Below are 18,941 nucleotides of genomic sequence, written 5' to 3'. Positions count from 1 at the left end.
GAGACGACGGACGGTTCGCGGTCACCCATGCCTCAGCTCGGAGCCGCGCCGCGCCGGGCGTTCCGTCGGCTCCCGTTGATCAGGTCGTTGAAGCGGTCGACCGTCCAGATGGTCCGCAGTCCCACGGCGCCCATCATCAGCGGGCGGGGGAAGTCGGGCTTCTTCGCCCAGAGCGTCTTCAGGTCCTCGTGCTGCCGGCCGTCCACGATCAGGTCTGCGATGAGGGAGCCGACGTAGGGGGCCTGGGCGAGGCCGTGTCCGTTGCAGGCGACCGAGTAGTAGACGCCGTCGCGGGTCGTGCCGGCGACCGGGAGCCAGGACGGGGTGATCGCGATCCATCCGCCCCAGGCCCGGGCGGCCGCGACGTCGGCGAGTGCGGGGAAGCGCCTTTCGAAGGCGCGCGCGAGTTCGGCGACGACGGCCTCGTCCGGCTTCCTCGGAGGGAGGGGACAGGTCCTGCCCCGCTGGAGCCGGCGGACCCCGAACACGATGGTGTCGCGCGAGGTCAGCCGGTAGTTCTCCATGATGTTGTGCTGGGTCACCACACCCGACCGGCTGGTCCATCCCAGTGCGGCCAGGCGGTCGGGGTCGATCGGCTCGGTCTCCACCTCGCTGACCCAGATCGGCACGGAGAGCCGCTTCGGGGTGATGGCCAGGTCGCCGCCGAAGGCGTTCGTCGCGAGCACGGCCCGCCGCGCTCGCACCTCGCCCCCAGGCGTGCTGATCACCACGTGATCGCCGGTCGGACGGACCTCGGAGACCCGCGTCCGCTCGAAGACCCGGGCGCCGGACGCGAGGACCGCACGGCGGATGCCGAGGCTGAACTTGCCCGGATTCATCATTCCGCCGACGGACTCGCGCATGCCGCCGAGGAATCCGCGCGGGATGCCGAGCTCCGCGCTCGTACCGAGCTCGACGTCCGCGCCGGCCTTGCGCAGGAGCTTCGTCACACGGCGCACGCGGCCCATCTGCCCACGGGACACGGCGGCGCAGACGTTGCCCGTGGCCTCGTAGTCGCAGTCGATGGCCAGCCGCTCGATCAGCCGCTCCAGGAAGTGAGCGGAGTTCTCCGCGAACCGGACGATGCCGGGAAACGTCTTGCGGTGGAGCATGCTCAGGAGCTGGATGTCGCCCCCCGGGGCGCCCGCCACCTGCCCGGCGTTGCGCGAGGCGGAGCCGTGCCCGCAGAACTCGGCCTCCAGCAGCACCACGTCCCGGCCGCGTTCGGCCAGTCGCAGGGCGGTCGACATGCCCGCCAGGCCGCCGCCGATGACCGCGACCTCGCAGGTGACGTCGTCGTCCAGAGCGGGCCGGACGTCGCCAGGAGGGTCGATCCACCCGGTGAAGGTGGTGTATTCGACGTGGTCCGTCTTCATCTCGCTGCTCCTCCTGGGCGGTGACGGGTACGACGGCGGCTGAGGGGTGGGACCGCCTCGGGTGGTCCGGGGTTCGTGGGAGCTTCAGACGAGCCGGCGCTTGAGGATCTTGCCGGTGGAGGTCATCGGCAGGCTCGACACGAGTTCGACGACGCGGGGGTACTTGTAGGAGGCCATCTGCTCCCTGCTCCAGGCGACGAGCTCGTCGGCGGTGACGACGGCGTCCTTCGCGGGGATCACGAAAGCCTTGATCTCTTCGCCGTGGCTGTCGTGCGGGACACCGACCACCGCCGCCAGACTCACCGCGGGATGGGTGAGCAGCACCTCCTCGATCTCGCGGGGGTAGACGTTGTAACCCCCGCGGATGATGAGGTCCTTCGCACGGTCGACGATGGAGTAGAAGCCGTCCTCGTCGCGCCGCGCGAGGTCTCCGGTGCGGAACCAGCCGTCGCGGATCACTTCGGCCGTCTCCTCCGGGCGGTTGTAGTAGCCCTTCATGACGTTGTGACCTCTGATCGCGATCTCGCCGACCTCCCCGGCCCGGGTGACCTCCGTCCAGTCCGGCCGGATCAGCTTCAGCTCCACGCCCCAGATCGGGACGCCGATCGAGCCCGGCCGGGGTGCGAGCCGGGGATCGCTGAACGTGGCCACGGGCGACGTCTCGGACAGCCCGTACCCTTCGAGCACGGTGATGCCGAGGCGCTGCTCGACCTGGTGGAGGATCTCGACCGGCAGGGCCGCGCCGCCGGAGATCCCGATCCGGAGGTTCCCGGCGATGCGGTGGACGTCGACGTCCTCGGTGAGGGCGTCGAGCAGCCCCCACCACATGGTCGGAACACCCGCGAAGAACGTGATGGTCTCGCGGCTCATCAGCTCGACCACCTCACGCGCCGCGAAGCGCGGCACGAGGTACAAGGTCGCGGCGACCGAGAACCCGGCGTGCATCTGCACCGTCGCGCCGAAGGTGTGGAAGAGGGGGAGGCACACCACGTGGCTGTCGGTGGCGGGCTCGTTGCGGAACAGCCGGTTGTCGGCCAGCACGTTCATCATGAGGTTCGCGTGGGAGAGTTCCGCTCCCTTGGGCCGCCCCGTCGTCCCCGAGGTGTACAGGATCACCGCAGTGTCGTTCGGCTCGGTGACCACCGGAGCGAACGCGGTGCTCATGCCGGCGAGAGCCCGGCCGAGCGTCTCGGCGCCGGCGATCGGGCAGGGAGCCTCCGGGTCGGCGGTGATGACGAAGAAGTGCTCGACCGTTCCGGCCTCCTGGTATCCGGCATGGCCCTCCGCGGCCATGGCCAGCTCAGGGGTCCCCTCGAAGCAGAAGTACGCCGAGACGTCCGCGTCGGCCAGGTGGTAGGCGATCTCGCGGCCCTTGAGCAGGACGTTGAGCGGCACCACGACCGCCCCCGCCTTGAGCACGCCGTAGTAGACGATGGGGAAGGCGGGGAGGTTGGGGCAGCTGAGGGCGACCTTGTCGCCGGGCCGGATGCCCCGGGACACCAGCAGGTTGGCGACCTGGTTCGCCGCCTCGTCCACCTGTCGGTACGACAGCCGGTGCGGGCCGAGCACGAGCGCGTCCCGGTCCGGGAACGTGCGGGCGGAGTCTTCGAGGAGGATCGAGAGGTTGAGCATGAGGGTTCTCCAGCGGCTCTGGGTGTGCGTCGGGTGATCTCGACGGCTGGGTCCGGAGACGTCAGCCTTCAGCCGCTGCGTCCTTCACCCGTGTTCGGTCCATGGCAGCGGCTCGTTTCACGGGCGTTTCACAGCGGAAGGTCCGGTGCGTCCACACCGACGACCCGGTCTCCGCAGAACACGCGCACCGACTCGGCCGGGCCGTGACCGCCGATGCCGGACGGCCCCCAGAAGCTCTGCGCGGAATCGTCGCCGAGATCGGCGATCTTCGCGCCGTTGATCCGCACCTCGCCGGCCAGGACCCGCGAGCCGACGTCGATGGCGCGTTCGGTGTCGCCGCCGAAGACGTAGGCGTCGAGTCCCGAGGGGTGGGCGTTCGCGACGCGCAGCGCCTCCTCGTCGGAGTCGACGGCGTGCACGGAGACGAGGGGGCCGAACAACTCCGCGGTGGCCTTCGCCGGGTCGGCCCCGGCGGCGACGGCCGGTGAGAGGAAGAAGCCGTCGAGCTCGGGCAGCCGGGCCGGCTGGTGGACGGTGGCCCCCAGGGCACGCAGTCCCTCGATCCGGCTCTGCAGGGTCGCGAAGTGCGGCGCGTTCGAGATCGGGCCGAGCTCGGCGCCCTCGTCGAGCGAATGACCGACCACGACCTTGGAGATGTGCTCGGTCAGCGCTTCGACCAGCGGCCCCACCAGGCGCCTGGGCGCGAGGACCTTGCCCGGTCCCTCGCACCACTGGCCGTTCAGCTTGGTCATGCCCTCGAAGATCCCGTCGGCGGCGACCTCGACGTCGGCGTCGTCGAGGACGAGCACGGGGTTGTTGCCGCCGAGCTCCAGTTGGAGGACCTTGAAGTCCTCCGCACCGGCCCGGGCGATCGCGCGACCGGCCGCCGGCCCCCCGGTGAACGACACGACCTTGACGCGCGGGTCACCGGTCAGCGCGGCGCCCACCTCGCCGCGGCCGTGCACGAGCTGCAGGGCACCGGCGGGCAGCCCGGCCTCGACGAAGCACTCGACGACGATCTGCGCGCTGCCCGGAGCGTGCTCCGACGGCTTGAGGATCACCGGGCAGCCGGCCGCGACGGCGCTGACGACCTTCGCCGCCGGGATGAAGCTCGGTCCGTTCCACGGCGTGAGGATCGCGGCCGGTCCCCACGGAACCTTGTACAGGCGGACGTCACGGCCACCCGCCGCCAGGGCCCTCACCCGGGGAATGCTCCGCAGATCAGCCGCCGTCGCCCGGATTCTCGCGGGCAGGAACGCCGCCACCTTCCGGGTGACGCCGATCGGCACGCCGCTGGTCAGGGAGTCGGTGCGCGCGATGCCCTCGACTCGGGCCTCGACGAGCGCGGCCACGCGTTCGAGGGTGTCCGCGCGCTCCTGGCGGGCCTCGTCGTCCCAGCGGCCGACGCCGTACACCCGCTCGGCGTGCTTCAGAGCCCGTTCGATGTCGCCGGGTCCCGTCGTGACCGTGCGGTGCACCGGTTCCCGGGTGTTCGGGTCGACGTTCCACTCGCCCGGGACCGTCTCGCAGTCGCTCCAGGCGTCCGCGATGTAGTTCACCGGCTGGGGGATCGTCGTCTCGCCACTCGTCATGTGATTCACCTCTGCATCCGTGGTCGGTCAGGCCTGGAGGTCGAGGACGATCCGCGTCACGTCACCGCTCCGCATCGCCTTGAAGCCCTCGTTGATCTCGCCGAACGGGATCACCTGCGTGACCATCTCGTTGAGCAGCAGCCGCCCCTGCTGGTACAGGCGCGCGAGCTGGGTGATGTCCTGGCGCACCTGACCCGAGCCCATGTACGAGCCGATGAGGCGCTTCTCGCCGAAGAAGAAGTCCGACGCGGGCAGCGTGAGTTCGGTGCCCTCCGGGGCGATGCCCACCAGGCACGCGGTGCCGGTCGGCCGCAGCACCGCGAGTGCCGTGGCCGCGGTGCGCGCCGAGCCGACGGCCTCGAAGGAGTAGTCGACCCCCTCGCCCAAGAGAGACCGCACCTCCGCGGCGACATCTTCGACGCCGCCGTTGACGACATGGGTCGCCCCATAGCCGCGCGCGGCCTCCAGTCGTGCCTCGTCCAGGTCGATCGCGACGACCGCCGACGCCCCCGCCAGCCTGGCTCCCTGGATGACGGCCGACCCGACACCACCGCAGCCGATCACCGCGACCGTGCTTCCCGGACGCACCCGGGCACCGTGGAAGACGGCGCCGACGCCGGTGATGACACAGCACGCCAGGAGGCACCCGACGTGAAGCGGCACGGCGTCGTCCAGCCGCACCAGCGCGTTCTCCCGCATGAGCGTGTGGCGCGAGAAGGCGCCGACGTCGCCGAGCCGCTCGACCGGTCCGCCGTCCGTCAGCCGGAACGCGGGGCGCGGGCGACGTCGGACCTCCGCCACACGCTGACACTGGGTCGACCGGCCGGCCTCGCAGTTGGCGCACAGGCCGCACGACGGCGTCAGCGCCCCGACCACGCGGTCGCCGACGCGCAGTGCGGTCACGGCCGAGCCAATCGCCTCCACCACACCCGCCACCTCGTGCCCCACCACCACGGGCAGGCCGGTCGGCACCGTGCCGGTCATGTAGTGCAGGTCGCTGTGGCACAGGCCCACATGCGTGACCGCGACGCGCACCTCGTCGGGCTCGGGGTCGTCCACCTGAATCGTGGTCAGCTCAAGCGGTTCGTTCACCGCGGTGAGTACCGCGGCCTCTGTCTCGATCACGTCGTCTCCTCTGTCGTTCTTCAGGGAAGGGCCGTTCCGGCCCCTGTGGCGCAGTTATTTCCGAGCGTCCTTGGCGGTCCAGAAGCCCTCGATGCCGGCGCTGAACACCCCGCTCTCCCAGGTCTTCCGGGCGGCGTCGTCCTCCCGGGCGAAGGCCTGCTCGATCTCGTCGAGACGCGGCCGCAGGAGCGCGAGGTGGAGCGCCGTCGTGTTGATCTCCGGTGTCCACTCGACGACCAGGTCGACGGCGCGGTCGAGCAGTTCATCGGGCGCGACGATCTCGTCCAGGAGGCCGATCCGCAGGGCCTCCTCGGCTCCGATCCGCGGCGAGCCGAGGACCGTGCGCATCGCGTGGTTCCGGACGATCCGGGGCAGCAGCAGACTCGACGCGTTCGAGATCGTGATGCCGCGGCCGTTCTCCGGCTGGTAGTACTCCGTCGCCGGGGTTCCGATCCGCCCGTCGCAGCAGAGGGTGATCTCCGAGGCGCCGCCCACCGCCAGGCCGTTCACCGCCGCGATGACGGGTACCCGTGTCTGGACGATGGCCCGGGTGATGTCGTGGAAGCTCTCGAAGGCCGTACGGAGCTCCGCGTACGAGGTGGGCACGGACCGGAGGTCCTCGCCCGCGGAGAAGGCCCGGCCCTCGCCGGTCAGGACGATCCCGCGCACGTTCTCGCCGGTGCCCGCCTCCCGGACGGCGCTCGCCAGCCGCAGCCGCGTGGCGACGTCCAGGGCGTTCAGCTTCTCCGGACGGCGCAGGGTCAGAACCGCAACGCCTCGGACGACGTCGATGCCGAGGGAGTCCGTGGGCGTAGCGGGCCCGCCGCCGGTCCCGCGCCGGCCGCCCAGGTCGAAGGTGATGCCGGGCTCCGCCGCGGCGCGGGCCTTGAGCGCGGGTTTGGACACACGCTCGGAGGGCGTCCGCGGGAAGTCGGTGACGAACTCGATGTAGCGCGGGACCTTGAAGCGGGCGAGCTGCCGGCCCGCCCGGTCGACGATCCGCGCGGCGGTCGTACGGTCCGCCGGCACCCCGGCGGACAACTGGACGAATGCCTTGACTTCTTCCCCGAAGATCTCGTCGGGTTCGGCGACGACGGCGGCGGCCATGACCTCCCCGTCACGTTCGAGGGCGGCCTCGACCTCGGCGCTCGCGATGTTCTCGCCGCCCCGGCGGACCATGTCCTTGATCCGGCCGACCAGCCGGATGCCGCCGTCCGGCCGGCGGACGACGACGTCGCCGGTGTGCAGCCAGCCGTCCCGCAGCACCCGGGCGGTGTCCTCCGGCCGGTTCCAGTAGCCGCGCATCATCGGCTCGCCCGAGACGATCAGCTCTCCGGGCTCGCCGTCGGGGAGATCGCCCCCCTGCGGATCGACCACACGGACACGCTTCGTCGGCACCGGAACCCCGAGGTTCCCGCTCCCGACGCAGCTCGTGTCCCCGACGGGACCGAACAGGTCGACGCCGGACTCGGTCATGCCGTAGATCTCCCGCCAGGGCGCGCCCCAGCGTTCCTCCAGCTGGGCGTGGATCCCGGTCGGGATGCCCGAACAGAGCACCAGACGCAGCTGGTTGTCCAGGTCGTCCGGGCTCGGCGGTTGCTTGAAGAGCAGCGTCGGCATGGATCCGAGGACGTAGAAGAACGTCGCTCGATGGCGGCGGACATCGGCGAAGAAGCCCGACGCGGAGAAGCGCGGCAGGACGACCAGCGGGGCCCCGACCGTCAAGGCGAGCGCGGTGTTCCACTGCGGATCCATGTAGGAGAACGGCTGGGCGGTGAGCAGGACGTCATCGGGCCCGAGACCGGTCCCCGCCGCGCAGGTCCAGCCCAGCCGCACCCAGTAGTCGTGAGTGAGCATGCATGCCTTGGGGAAACCGGTGGTGCCGGACGTGTACTGCAGGTTCGCCAGGGTCTCGGCGGTGGGACGCACCGCCGGAGCGGTCGCCGGGAAAGCCTCGGACCCGTCGTCGGCGACGTCGACGACGCGGAGGTCCGTCAAGTCGGCCTCGGCGTCGACGACCTCCTTCAGGAGGCCCACCCGATCGTGGTCGGTGAACACGACCCGGGCTCCCGAGTCCCGCAGGAGAAAGGTGAGATCCGCCCGCTTGTACGAGGAGTTGACCGGTACCGCCACGGCGCCGGCCTTCAGCGCGGAGAGCCACACGACCGGCCAGTGCACGACGTTCGGGAGCATGATCGCGACACGATCACCCGGCTGGACGCCGTCGACCTCGATCAGCCGATGCGCCAGCCTGGAGGTCCAGGCGTCGATCTCCGCGAAGGTCCACGACGCGTCTTCGAAACGGAGGAACTCACGGTCAGGTGATCGCCGCGTCCGCTCCGCCAGCAATTCGGTCAGCGTCGCGGTGGGCGGGGCCTCTCCCATCCGCTCGGGCCTGACGGCCGGCTGAGGACGGCGAGAAGTCACGTCTTCCTCCCACTGAGGTGTTTCTTTCACGACCATGGCTGCTTTCTCTGCATGGGACGTTGTCCGTCGTTTCGCCGCCCTGAACGCGGATGGTCAGGCGTCGGCTCGGCTCGGCTCGCGCAGGTCCGGTTCGGCACCGACCGACTCGTTGTGGCGGTGCAGGGCGCGGTAGGCGAAGTAGTACGTGAACATCTGGAAGCCCCAGGTGCTCAGGGCTCCGATGTAGAAGAGGGTGTGCGCCGCGTCGTCGCCCGGGATGTGGACGAAGTCGTACGTCGACGCGATGACGCAGCCGGCGGCGGTCGCAAGGCCCGCGCCGACGGCCCACCCCTTCGCGCCGATCGCCCAGAGGCGCTTCGAGAAATAGATCAGGAACAGGGTGGTCAGGACGTTGACGGCGATCAGGAAGATCGCGACCCCCGTACCGAGCCGTTCGCCGAAGAGCAGCAGAGCGAGGCCGACCGCGGTGGCGAACGCGAACACCCCGACGTCCGTCCCCACGGACGGCTTGTACCGGTGCGTCACGCGCATCAGGCCCAGGACGAGAATCAGCGTGATGCCGACCGACCGTGAGAACTGGTCGAAGAAGAAGGCCAGGGTGTACATCGGGCTTTCCTCGGTGGCCCCCACGGCCGCGTAGACGAAGAAGTTCGACCCGGAGGTGGCGACGATGATCCATTCGAGGCCGAGAAGATAGTTTCCGTAGTTCCGGATGAACTTCCACCCGAAGGTGAATCCGACGGCGATCATCCAGACGTCGGCGAGCAGGAAAAGCAGTTCTCTGAGTGCCATTTTCCTCGGTTCCTTGAGGTCTTTTCGGTATCCGGATCTCCGCCGAAGGCTGCGGGTCGGGGTGTCGCCCCACGGGGCCCGAGCCGGGCGATTCGAACGAGTCAGAACGTGCCGAGCGGTCCGCAGCCGCTCGCCGGGCGCAGATGGCCGCCGGCGAGCCCTCGTCGTGTGGGCTGATGGCCGCACGGGGTCTTCGCGAGGGGTGGGAGCCATGCTTCTTCATTACGGTCGCGCGATCAAGTCATATGACCAACTACTTTGCGGAGGGGGCGACGCGTGGATCGATATGGACATACCGCCTGGTAACCTGGACGCTGACTTGATCAATCGTCCAACTTCACCAGGGGGTAGATGTGGCACGCGTACCGGCGGCCGAGCGGCGGGATGAGCTGGTGAACGCCGCCATCCGGGTGATCGCGAGCCGCGGCGTCGACGGTGCCACGACCCGCCGGATCGCCGAACAGGCGAACGCTCCGCTTGCGACCCTTCACTACTGCTTCCAGACCAAGGAGCTGCTGTTCACGGCCGTCTTCGAGAGGCTGACGGAGCGGTACCGCGAGGTTCTGATCGAGAACGACGTGCACGGCGACCTGGTCGTGACCGCGCGTGCGATGCTCCGGGGCGTCCTTGACTGGTATCTCGAGTCCGACCCGGAATTCGCGTCCGCGAGCTTCGAGCTGATCAGCTGGGCGCAGCGCCAGGAAGAGCATCCGGCGGTGACCGTCTACAACGAGGCGTTCAACGTGGTGCGATCGATCCTCGCGAGAGCGGCCGCCGGACAGAACGTCCCGCCCGAGACGATCGACGAGATCGGCTATGTCATCAGCACCCTTTCCGATGGGTTCGTCGTGAACTGGTTGACGTACGGCGACCGTTCCCGGGCCGCGCAGCAGGCGCAGACCGTCGTCGACGTGTTCGACGCGTGGCTGGCCGCGAAGCTCGCCTGAGCGCTGTCCGCGCCATGCCCAGCCCGGACCCGAGTGCGTCATCCGTCGGCGCGCACTCGGGCCGGCCCCTCACAGGCGTTTGAGAGCTTCCTCGACGATCCACGTCATCGTCGGATCGTCGCTCTCCATCCATTCGGGGTGCCACTGGACTCCCAGAACCGGTGCGTCCGGAAGCTCCACCGCCTCGACCACCCCGTCGGCCGTCCGGCCCGTGACGAGGAGCCCCGTGCCACAGCGGTCGACGGCCTGGTGGTGCCACGAGTTGGTCATGGCCCGCGCTCCGAAGAGTCCCGCCACGATCGAGCCGGCCTCGAAGGTCACGACGTGATCGTCCGTGCCGTCGGTGAGCGCGGCCTCCTGCGACAGGTGCCGCACCTCACCAAGAGGGAGGTCGGCGACGAGCGTGCCGCCGAGCGCGACGTTGAGGACCTGCATGCCCCGGCACACGGCGAGCACCGGGATCCCGCGGTCGAGCGCGGCACGCACGAGCGCCAGCTCGTACGCGTCCCGCTCGGCGTCGTGGGCCATCGGGTCCGTGCGGGGGTCGACGTCAAGGACCAAGGAGGTGTCGCCTCCCCAGCACGCCGGGTGCACGTCCTGCCCACCGGTGACGACCACACCCGCCAGCCAGTGGCAGACCGCCTCCGCGTCCGTCTCGTACGAGAGGTGCACGGGGAGACCGCCGACCCGTGCGATCCGGATCGCGTAGTCGGCCATGTAGCTGTCGGCACAGCGATCGCCGTACCGCCGGTCCGCTCCCTTGATGAGGTCCAGCCGGATCCGCCGGCCGGTGATGCCGATCAGCGGCCGTACCGCGACCGACCCCTCGCCCACGGCGCTCACGGCAGCTCGAAGTAGCGGGCGGACTCCCACGCGGAGAGGTCGGCGGACGGATCGCCGCCCGCGGTGTGGAACTGCATCCACTCCCACCGGCGCGAACCGATCCAGTAGTCGACGAACTCGGAGCCGAGGAGGTCGCGCAGGATCGGGTCCGCTTCGAGGGCGGCGGCGGCCTTCGTGATGGTGTCCGGCAGCCGGGTGATCTCCCCGGGCGGCATGCACCAGGCCATCTCCGCGACCGGCTCCGGCGGTTCGATCTCGCGCTCCAGACCCGCGATCACACCGGCCAGCACGCCGGCGAGCGCGAGGTACAGGTTGGCGTCGGCGCCGGGGACCCGGTACTCCAGACGGGAGTACGACGGGTGTCCGCACACCGCCCGGATCGCGGTGGTCTTGTTGCTGATGCCCCAGCTGGCGGTGACCGGCGGGCCGCTGAGGTCCACCAGGCGGCGGTACGAGGTGATCTGCGGGAGCACGATCGAGGTGTTGCCCTCGATCGTCGCGAGCAGACCGCCGACGGCGTGGCGCATCGTCTTCGACGGCCCCTCCTCCGCGTAGAACGCGTTGACGCCGTCGCGCTGGAGGGACACGTTGATGTGCGAAGCCTGCCCGTAGCCCGCGGTGGGCTTGGCCATGAAGGTGACCGTGCGGCCGAGGTCGAACGCGACCTCGCGCATGATCTGGCGAGTCCGTGCCCAGGCGTCGCAGACCGTGAGCGGGTCGCCGGGTGCCAGGTTGATCTCGATCTGGCCGGCGGCGTCCTCGTCGCTCCAGGCCTCCCACTCGATGCCCACCGCGGAGAGCCGATCGGCGACGGCGTTCATGTAACCGGTCCAGTCCTTGGACTTCGCCAGGTGATAGGCCGTGCCCGCGCTCCCGCCGAGCGGTGTCAGGTCGCGGTAGCCGCGGGCACGCGCCTCGTGGATGGACTCCTCGAAGACGGTCGCCTCGATCTCGACGGCGACCGTCGCGGTGAAGCCGAGCGAGGCGAGCCGCGAGGTCATCTTCCTCGTCAGGTTGCGCGGACAGATCGGAACCGGCCTGCCGTCCTTCAGCCAGTAGTCGCCGATCACGGCCTGGCGCCCGGGCTCCCACTCGACCAGCGTCGACATGTCGGGACGGAAGTAGACGTCGTTCAGGTGTCCGCGCCAGTCGGGGAAGGCGAACCCGAGGACCGGCGCGTTGCCGAGGTCGAGCCCGAAGAGGAGATCGGCGAAGGCGAAGCCCGAGTCCATGCCGGAGGCGAACTTCTTCGGGGTCAGCGTCTTGCCGAGGAACGATCCCTCGTGGTTCGTCGCCTCCAGTCGAACGGCTCGCACGGCCTCCTCGCCGCAGTCGACGCCGTTGGCGGGCATGGTGAGTTCAGACATCGAAACGAACCTTCCAGGAAGCGCCGACCATGACCGACAGCTGGGACATGGTGCCTTGGATGCCGAGCGCACCCGTGGAGAGCACGGCGAGCAGGTCGTCGGCTCCGGAGAACACTCCGGCGAGCACCTCGGGGGCTCCGGCGATCAGGTAGTGCGTCGCGCCCTCGCCGAGTACGAGCTGTTCCAGGCCGTCGGGGCCCTCGGTGACCGCGATGAGCACGTCCGGAATGCCCGGCACCGAGCGCGCGGCACTCCAGAAGTGCGTGGCCGCCGTCTGCCAGTCCGGCACCGGGGGCGACAGCGCGAGCAGCGCGTCCGCGGCGAGCTCGGCGTCACCCGACGGGGCGGCGACGGGGGCGAACCGGGCGTTCAGATCGACGGTGATCGTGGCATCGGGTTCGACGAGGACTCCGCTGGAGACCGAGACGCCGTCGCCGAAGGTGATCGTCGCCGCCTGAGGCGTGTCATGGGACCGGATCGCCACGGTGCCGGCCGACCTTCGCAGCACCGGGAGGGCGTGCCCCGCACGGGCGGAGTCGCGCAGGGTGCGGCCGATCAGCCGGACGAGGGGAGTCGCATCGTCCTCGATCCTTACGTCGACCTCGGTTGCCGCTGGTGCGCCGGGCGCCGCGGGAGCCGTCGTGGTTTCGGTCATCCGTCGGTCCTTTCGACTTCGGGAGATCACGTGCGCCGTGCATCGGCTGCTTCGGATCTCGGATGGACCGTGATCATCATGGTCAATTGACTAGATCAGGTGACTAGGATGGTGGGGTACGCGTCGCGACCTGTCAATGACTTCGGAGAGGCCACACAGTGAATGAAGCGAAGCCCCCGTACTGGGAGCGGCTGGACCCCGATGCGCGGTCGGTGGCGCGATTCATCGCCGAGACCCTCAAAAAACCCGTACGTGAACTGGGCGCCGAAGTGGCGCGGAAAACCCTTGCGACCCCCCCGTCCGAACGGCCGCTCACCCCTCTCGACCAGGTCGAATCCCTGACCGTTGCCACCCGTTCCGGCGGGATCGGCGCACGCCTGTACCACCCGGACGGTCCGCCGCCGGGCGCCGGCCCACGGCCGACGCTGGTCTATCTGCACGGTGGCGGCTTCGTCCTGGGAACCCTCGACGGGGTGGACGAGGTCTGCCGCGCGATCGCCGCCCGATCGGGCTGGGCGGTGTTCTCGCTGGAGTACCGACTCGCACCGGAGAATCCCTATCCCGCGGCGCTGGACGACTGCTTCGACGCGTTCACCTGGCTGCGGCGGTCGGCCCCGGGCCTCGGCCTCGATCCGGACACGATCGCCGTGGGGGGTGATTCGGCGGGCGGCAGTCTCGCTGCCGCGCTGTGCCTCAAGCTCCGCGATCTCGGACTCGCCCGGCCCGTGTCGCAGGTGCTGGTCTACCCCGCCGTCGACGACACGTTCGCCAGCCGGTCCTGGACGGAGTTCGCCGACGCACCCTTGCTGACCAGCAAGGATGCCCGCTGGTGTTGGGAGCAGTACATCGGCCCGGATCGCACTGGGGAGGTCGACCACTACGCGGCCCCGATGCGCGCCGCGTCGTTGCGGGACCTCCCCCCGGCGCTGGTCCTCACCGCCGAGGTCGATCCGCTGCGCGACGACGCCGAGGCGTACGCCGAGCGGCTGCGGCGCGACGGCGTCGAGGTCACCCTGACCCGTTATACCGGCGTGTTCCACGGCTTCTTCACGGAGGTGGGCGTGTTCGCCAAGACGGAGGAGGCGGTCGCGCAGGTGGTACGCCACCTGCGCGGCATCGCGGACGCCTGAGCGCGGGCGGCGGACAGGAACTCGATCGCCATTCGACTATTGACGGCGAGCGGGCTCCTGTCTAGATTCACGTGGTCATACGACTAAGTCGGATGACCGACACATGTACGTCGATGCATCGAGGGGGTGTGGACCCCCGCCCAGGGCGAGGCCCTGACGGCCGGATGCCAGCCGCATTTCGACTATCCGAAGGCACACGCATGACCGAGACCGCTCCATCCACCGCCCCCGTCGTCGACCTCGTCTGCGTCGGCGCGGGGTTCTCCGGCCTGTACGCGGCGTACAAGGCCGCCGAGAAGGGCTGGACCTTCGCCGGATTCGAAGCCGCGCCCGATGTCGGCGGCACCTGGTTCTGGAACACGTACCCCGGCGCACGCTGCGACGTCGAGAGCGTCTACTACTCCTACTCGTTCAGCCAGGAGCTCCTGCAAGAGTGGACGTGGAGCGAGCGCTTCGCTCCCCAGGCCGAGATCCTGAGCTACATCCAGCACGTCGCGGACCGCTTCGACCTGCGCCGGCACTTCACCTTCGGCACCCGGGTGACGTCCGCGACCTGGCTCCCGGGGGAGCGGCTCTGGGAGGTGACCCTCGACTCCGGCGAGACCCGGCGGGGCCGCCACCTGCTCGCCGCCTCGGGCGGCCTTTCGGCGCCCAAGGACTTCGACGTGCCCGGCCTGGAGAACTTCACCGGGACCACGGTCTCGACGAGCCGGTGGAACATTCCGCTGAGCGATCTGGCGGGCAAGCGCGTCGCCGTGATCGGCACCGGGTCGTCCGCCGTCCAGTGCATTCCGCTCATCGCCGAGGTGGCCGAGCACCTCACCGTGTTCCAGCGCACCCCCAACTACGTTTTCCCCGCCCGGAATACCCCGCTGTCGGCGGAGTACGTCGACGAGATCAAGAGCCACTACGCGGCGATCCGCGAGGAGTGCCGTCACTCGCTCGGCGGCATCCCCGACCGCATCCCGGACGCCGCCGCGTTCGACGTCTCCGACGAGGAACGGCGCGAGCGCTACGAACGGGCCTACCAGCGCAGCGGGTTCAACGGCGTCGGCGGCGAGTTCTCCGACCTCCTGACCGACGCGAGGGCCAATGAGACCGCGGCCGAGTTCGTCCGCGAGAAGATCCGCCAGATCGTCCGTGACCCGAAGACCGCCGAGCTCCTCGAACCCCGCTTCCACCCGCTCGGCGCCAAGCGCAGCTGCTTCGGCACCGACTACTACGAGACCTTCAACCGTCCCAACGTCTCGGTGGTCTCCCTGCGCGACGAGCCCATCGAAACCATGACGAGCGACAGCATCGTCACGCGCGCCGGCTCCCACGAGGTCGACGCCATCGTCCTGGCGATCGGATTCGACGCCTTCACCGGCCCGCTGTACGCGCTCGGAGTCTCCACCCCGGAAACCGGCCGACTGCAGGACGCGTGGAGCGACGGAGTCCGGACCTACCTGGGCATCATGACCGCCGGATTCCCCAACTTCTTCATGATCGCGGGACCGCAGAGCCCCGCGCTCGCGAGCAACGTCGTCGTCACGATCGAGCAGGCCGTGGACTGGATCACCGATCTGATCGGCCACGCGAAGGCCGGCGGCGCCGAGGTCATCGAGCCGACGGCCGAAGCCCAGGACGACTGGGTGAAGATCACCGAGGACACGGTCGCCCAGACCCTCTACGCCACTACCGACTCCTGGTACCGGGGCTCGAACGTGACCGGCAAGCCGACGACCTTCCTCGGCTACGTGGGCGGGGTCGGCAAGTACCGCCGCATGTGTACCGAACTCGCCAAGCGCGGCTACCCGGGCATCGCGCTGGACGGCGAGACCGTAGCCCGCCGCCTCGGCCGTATCCACGAGGAGATCGCGTGAAAGTCGTGCACCAGCGCTACGTCGCGTACTCCGAGGCGCATTATGCGGGGAACCTGGTCGACGGGGCCTTCGGTCTGAAGCTGTTCGGAGACGCCGGAACGCACCTGGCGATCACCCTCGACGGCCACGAGAGCCTGTTCGCCGGATACGCGTCGGTCGAGTTCCTCGCACCGGTTCGCGGTGGCGACGTCGTCGAGGCGGAAGCACGCCTGGCGGCGAAGGGGAGGCGGAGCCGGACCGTCGACTTCGAGCTGCGGATCATCTGCCGAGCCGTCGACGACAGCGGCCGGGCCGAGGTGCTCCCCGAACCCATCGTGGCCACCCGGGCGCGCGGCACGGCGGTCGTTCCGGCCGCCGAGGCGACGACGGCACCGTGACCGCCCGGGTGGGAGACGCCGGTCGGCGCTGAGCAGCCCGAGCCGCGTGCCCCTTCGAGCGACCGGCCCGCTGTCGGCGGCGGGCCGGTCTCGGATCTTGCGGTTGCGTACGATGGCCGACGCGGCACCAGAATGTGCGGTGCGCTGGCGCAACAGCCCCGGGGGCGGCTCACCATGCACGGGCTGCCGGAATCGGCAGGGCCTCGTGACTCGCACACCCGCCCCCCAGCAACTGAGTTCTCCACATCATTGTCAAAGGAAGACGATCAGCATGGGCCGGCTCCTGCTGCGCATGCTGACTTTTGCTGACCTTCGAGGTTCTCATCCCGTCTGACCTGCGATTATGAGTTTTTGATCGTCATGTGGTGGAACTTCGTGGGCCGCACGGACGAGGAGATCCGCGTGGCGCGGGAGGACTGGATGCGGGGCGATCGCTTCGGCGAGGTGAAGGGGTACGACGGGGGCCGCCTGAACGCCCCGGAGGTCCCGCCTACCCCGCTTAAGGCCCGGGGTAGGGTGCGCTGACCTGCGGTTTTCTCCTCGCGGTCGATGTCCGCAGCAGGCTCGCTCGGCCGTGCCTCCGACTTTCGGCGTGCCACCGAGAGGGGTGGTTTCGCACCTTCTCTCGGTGGCGCAGCCGGCGCGGCGCGCTTCTATGGTGTGCTCGTGTGGGAGCAGGTCTGGTCAGCTGAATGCTGACCTTTTGCTGACTTTGCTGACGGGGCATCAGGTTTATCTCCGGGGGCAGTGGCTTCCTCTCCTGGTGGTCGTGCAGCGATCTGGCATGCCCAGCCTGCACCCCGAGGCAGTACCGATGATCGGACCGCCATGTCCTCAGCGTCGCTGCTTGTGCATCATGAGCGGATGGAGAGCCATCGACTACTTCACAGACCTCTCCATCCGCGTCCCAGCTCTCTCTGCCGTCGTCGAAGTGGGTCGTGCTCAGCAAGAGGAGCTGCTGCGGACGGCGGAAAGGAAAGAGCGCGCTGTACGAGTACAGGGGCGCTGAGCGGGCCGGCACAAGGGCTCGGGGATGCATGCGCGCGATCATCGAACGGCTTACGTGCAGACCAGAGACGCTGTGCTGCTCGTCAAGCGTGTCAGGTCGGGACGGTGGTGGGCCATAGGCAACGGTGGCTGCCCGGTTCCTCATGCTCAGGGAGCGAGGAGATCTTCTTGAAGTCGTCGCCCTCGGGGTGCTGACCTGCGCAGATGGTCGTATAGGGGGACTGACCTGCGGCTTTGCTCGTTTCTGGGGCTTTCATGATGATGCGGTTCTACGCGGTCGGTTCTCCCCAGCGGCTCCCCAATGGACCTTCGTTCTCCCCAGATTCTCCCCAGTGGGCACCGCTTCCAGGGAGGCAACACCGCTGGTGAGAGGCCTCATCCGAACCAGACAAGGGGCTGCAGACCGTAGTGGAAGGCGGGCAGGGTCGCAGATGCCTCGCGCCCGCCTCCTGTTGGAAGGGTTGCGGGAGCGCGGGAGGCTTTCGGTTCCGGCGAGCGCTTCCCTGCCTACGCCGAGTAGCCTGACGTGGGGGGCCGTCCGTCGGGAGGCCGTCATGACAGAACCCGGGGCAGGAGAGCAGCAGGTCGGCACTCCGTTCAGCCCGGGGGCCATGGCCACAGCAGTGCTGGACCAGCGGGGCGACGTCATCGGTTGGGACGCCGCAGCCCAGGAACTCTACGGGTATCTGGCGGACGATGTCCTCGGAAAGCCGGCCCGCAGGTTCTTCGTCCCCGTGGACGGACGCCCTCTCCTCGACCTGGACGTGCCCGTCGAGTCCTGGGGCGAGAAGCGGACCTTGCGTACACGGGGTGGGGGCGTCGTCGAGGTGGTGCTATATGTCCTGCGGCTGGAGCCCGGCGAGGCTCGACCGGCGAGTGCGGCCTGGGGCATCCTGTCTGTCGCGGCCGATCGGATGGATCGTTGGGTGACCGACCAGGCCATGCTGGCCGGGCTGTCCACTCAGTCGCCGATCTCGCTGACCGTGATCGGCTCGGACGGTCGCGTGAAGTGGGTCAACCCCGCGACGCAGGACCGGTTCGGCCTCTATCGCGATGACTGGTTCGGCGCACGGGCGCGGGACATCCTCCCCGAGGGTGAGATCATCTCCCCGGACCTCCGAGGCAGGTCGTTCGAATCGGTGATCGATCAGGTCTCTCGCACCGGCGAACCCGTCATCGACCTCCACTTCCGAAGCCCCCTGCCGGGTGACGCCGTCCATCGGCACGTCTGGTCCTGCTCCTACTTCCGCCTGCAGGACGCCGCCGGTCACCATCTGGGCGTATGCGAATCGGCCTTCGACATCACCGAGCGATACGAGGCTCAACAACGCTTTGAGCTGCTGAGCCGCTCCAGCAGCATCGGAACGACACTGGACGGGATCCGGACGTGCGAGGAATTCGTCGCCGTGGTAGTCCCCGATCTCACGGACGCGGCATGGGTCGACCTGGCGGAGCCCGTGCTCACCGGAGAGGAACCTGGTCCCTGGGGCGTCTCGAAACCGTTGCGGCGGGTCACCCACAGAGATACCACGGGTCACGAAGGCGCACCGGCGGAGGACCTTCCCCCCGACGACAGACAGTTGGTCCTTCCTCTGGTGGCCGGAGAGATGAGGCTCGGGGTTGTCACCCTTCTGCGCACCGCGACGAGGGGCCCCTTCAACGATGCCGACCGTGCCCTGGCCACCGAACTGGTCGCCCACACGGCGGTGTGAGCAATAGTCAATAGTTGTGGATCAGTTCGCTCCTCTTGATCTGCCTTCGGAGCTGCTGGCCTTCAGCTGGCTGCGCAGACTTCTGATCTCGGC

General features: G+C 69.2%; 14 protein-coding genes and 1 pseudogene. 6 read left to right on the top strand and 9 right to left on the bottom strand.

The genetic code is table 11. The annotated features are described in order from the left end of the window. Positions 1-32: 32 nt before the first annotated feature. From AB0E19_RS03200 to AB0E19_RS03175, 6 genes are all read right to left on the bottom strand, one after another. The gene (locus AB0E19_RS03200) at positions 33-1,376 is read right to left on the bottom strand and encodes an FAD-binding oxidoreductase (RefSeq protein ID WP_362172403.1); all 1,344 of its coding nucleotides are present in this window, start codon (positions 1,374-1,376) and stop codon (positions 33-35) included. An 84-nt stretch (positions 1,377-1,460) separates the two neighbouring features. Next, positions 1,461-3,008, bottom strand: a complete 1,548-nt coding sequence (locus AB0E19_RS03195) for a long-chain fatty acid--CoA ligase (protein WP_362172400.1) — start codon at positions 3,006-3,008, stop codon at positions 1,461-1,463. Between the two features lie 128 nt (positions 3,009-3,136). Continuing rightward, on the bottom strand, positions 3,137-4,600 hold the full coding sequence (locus AB0E19_RS03190) for an aldehyde dehydrogenase (RefSeq protein ID WP_362172397.1): 1,464 nt from the start codon (positions 4,598-4,600) through the stop codon (positions 3,137-3,139). Between the two features lie 27 nt (positions 4,601-4,627). After that, on the bottom strand, positions 4,628-5,725 hold the full coding sequence (locus AB0E19_RS03185) for a Zn-dependent alcohol dehydrogenase (protein ID WP_362172394.1): 1,098 nt from the start codon (positions 5,723-5,725) through the stop codon (positions 4,628-4,630). A gap of 54 nt (positions 5,726-5,779) precedes the next feature. Then, complete coding sequence (locus AB0E19_RS03180) at positions 5,780-8,152, bottom strand: AMP-binding protein (RefSeq protein WP_362172391.1); 2,373 nt, start codon at positions 8,150-8,152, stop codon at positions 5,780-5,782. 93 nt (positions 8,153-8,245) lie between these two features. Continuing rightward, complete coding sequence (locus tag AB0E19_RS03175) at positions 8,246-8,944, bottom strand: transporter (protein WP_362172388.1); 699 nt, start codon at positions 8,942-8,944, stop codon at positions 8,246-8,248. A 353-nt stretch (positions 8,945-9,297) separates the two neighbouring features. Between AB0E19_RS03175 and AB0E19_RS03170 the strand changes: the two genes are divergently transcribed. Further along, the gene (locus AB0E19_RS03170) at positions 9,298-9,891 is read left to right on the top strand and encodes a TetR/AcrR family transcriptional regulator (protein ID WP_362172385.1); all 594 of its coding nucleotides are present in this window, start codon (positions 9,298-9,300) and stop codon (positions 9,889-9,891) included. 69 nt (positions 9,892-9,960) lie between these two features. Here AB0E19_RS03170 and AB0E19_RS03165 read toward each other — a convergent pair whose 3' ends face one another. Genes AB0E19_RS03165 through AB0E19_RS03155 form a run of 3 tightly spaced genes read right to left on the bottom strand, consistent with a single transcriptional unit; the run spans position 9,961 to position 12,756 of the window. Next, positions 9,961-10,734, bottom strand: coding sequence for a gamma-glutamyl-gamma-aminobutyrate hydrolase family protein (locus AB0E19_RS03165; protein ID WP_362172382.1), 774 nt, complete (start codon positions 10,732-10,734; stop codon positions 9,961-9,963). Next, positions 10,731-12,101, bottom strand: a complete 1,371-nt coding sequence (locus tag AB0E19_RS03160; protein ID WP_362172379.1) for a glutamine synthetase — start codon at positions 12,099-12,101, stop codon at positions 10,731-10,733. Before AB0E19_RS03160 ends, AB0E19_RS03165 begins: the two co-directional genes overlap by 4 nt. Beyond that, positions 12,094-12,756, bottom strand: coding sequence for a hypothetical protein (locus AB0E19_RS03155; protein WP_362172376.1), 663 nt, complete (start codon positions 12,754-12,756; stop codon positions 12,094-12,096). Before AB0E19_RS03155 ends, AB0E19_RS03160 begins: the two co-directional genes overlap by 8 nt. Positions 12,757-12,914: 158 nt before the next feature. Between AB0E19_RS03155 and AB0E19_RS03150 the strand changes: the two genes are divergently transcribed. The 5 genes and pseudogenes from AB0E19_RS03150 to AB0E19_RS03130 all read left to right on the top strand — a co-directional run bounded on the left by AB0E19_RS03150 (position 12,915) and on the right by AB0E19_RS03130 (position 18,848). Continuing rightward, positions 12,915-13,886, top strand: coding sequence for an alpha/beta hydrolase (locus AB0E19_RS03150; protein WP_362172372.1), 972 nt, complete (start codon positions 12,915-12,917; stop codon positions 13,884-13,886). A 200-nt stretch (positions 13,887-14,086) separates the two neighbouring features. Beyond that, complete coding sequence (locus AB0E19_RS03145) at positions 14,087-15,751, top strand: NAD(P)/FAD-dependent oxidoreductase (protein WP_362172369.1); 1,665 nt, start codon at positions 14,087-14,089, stop codon at positions 15,749-15,751. Beyond that, positions 15,748-16,128, top strand: a complete 381-nt coding sequence (locus AB0E19_RS03140) for a hotdog domain-containing protein (RefSeq protein WP_030545651.1) — start codon at positions 15,748-15,750, stop codon at positions 16,126-16,128. The genes AB0E19_RS03145 and AB0E19_RS03140 overlap by 4 nt, the downstream gene beginning before the upstream one ends. 342 nt (positions 16,129-16,470) lie before the next feature. Next, a pseudogene (locus tag AB0E19_RS03135) lies at positions 16,471-16,653 on the top strand (pirin family protein); the annotation flags it as partial. Positions 16,654-17,747: 1,094 nt separating this feature from the next. Next, on the top strand, positions 17,748-18,848 hold the full coding sequence (locus tag AB0E19_RS03130) for a PAS domain-containing protein (protein ID WP_362172365.1): 1,101 nt from the start codon (positions 17,748-17,750) through the stop codon (positions 18,846-18,848). The last annotated feature ends 93 nt before the right edge of the window (positions 18,849-18,941 follow it).

The organism is Streptomyces sp. NPDC047974 (assembly GCF_040653375.1).
Classification (GTDB): Bacteria; Actinomycetota; Actinomycetes; order Streptomycetales; family Streptomycetaceae; genus Streptomyces.
This window is presented reverse-complemented; position numbering and strand designations above follow the sequence as displayed.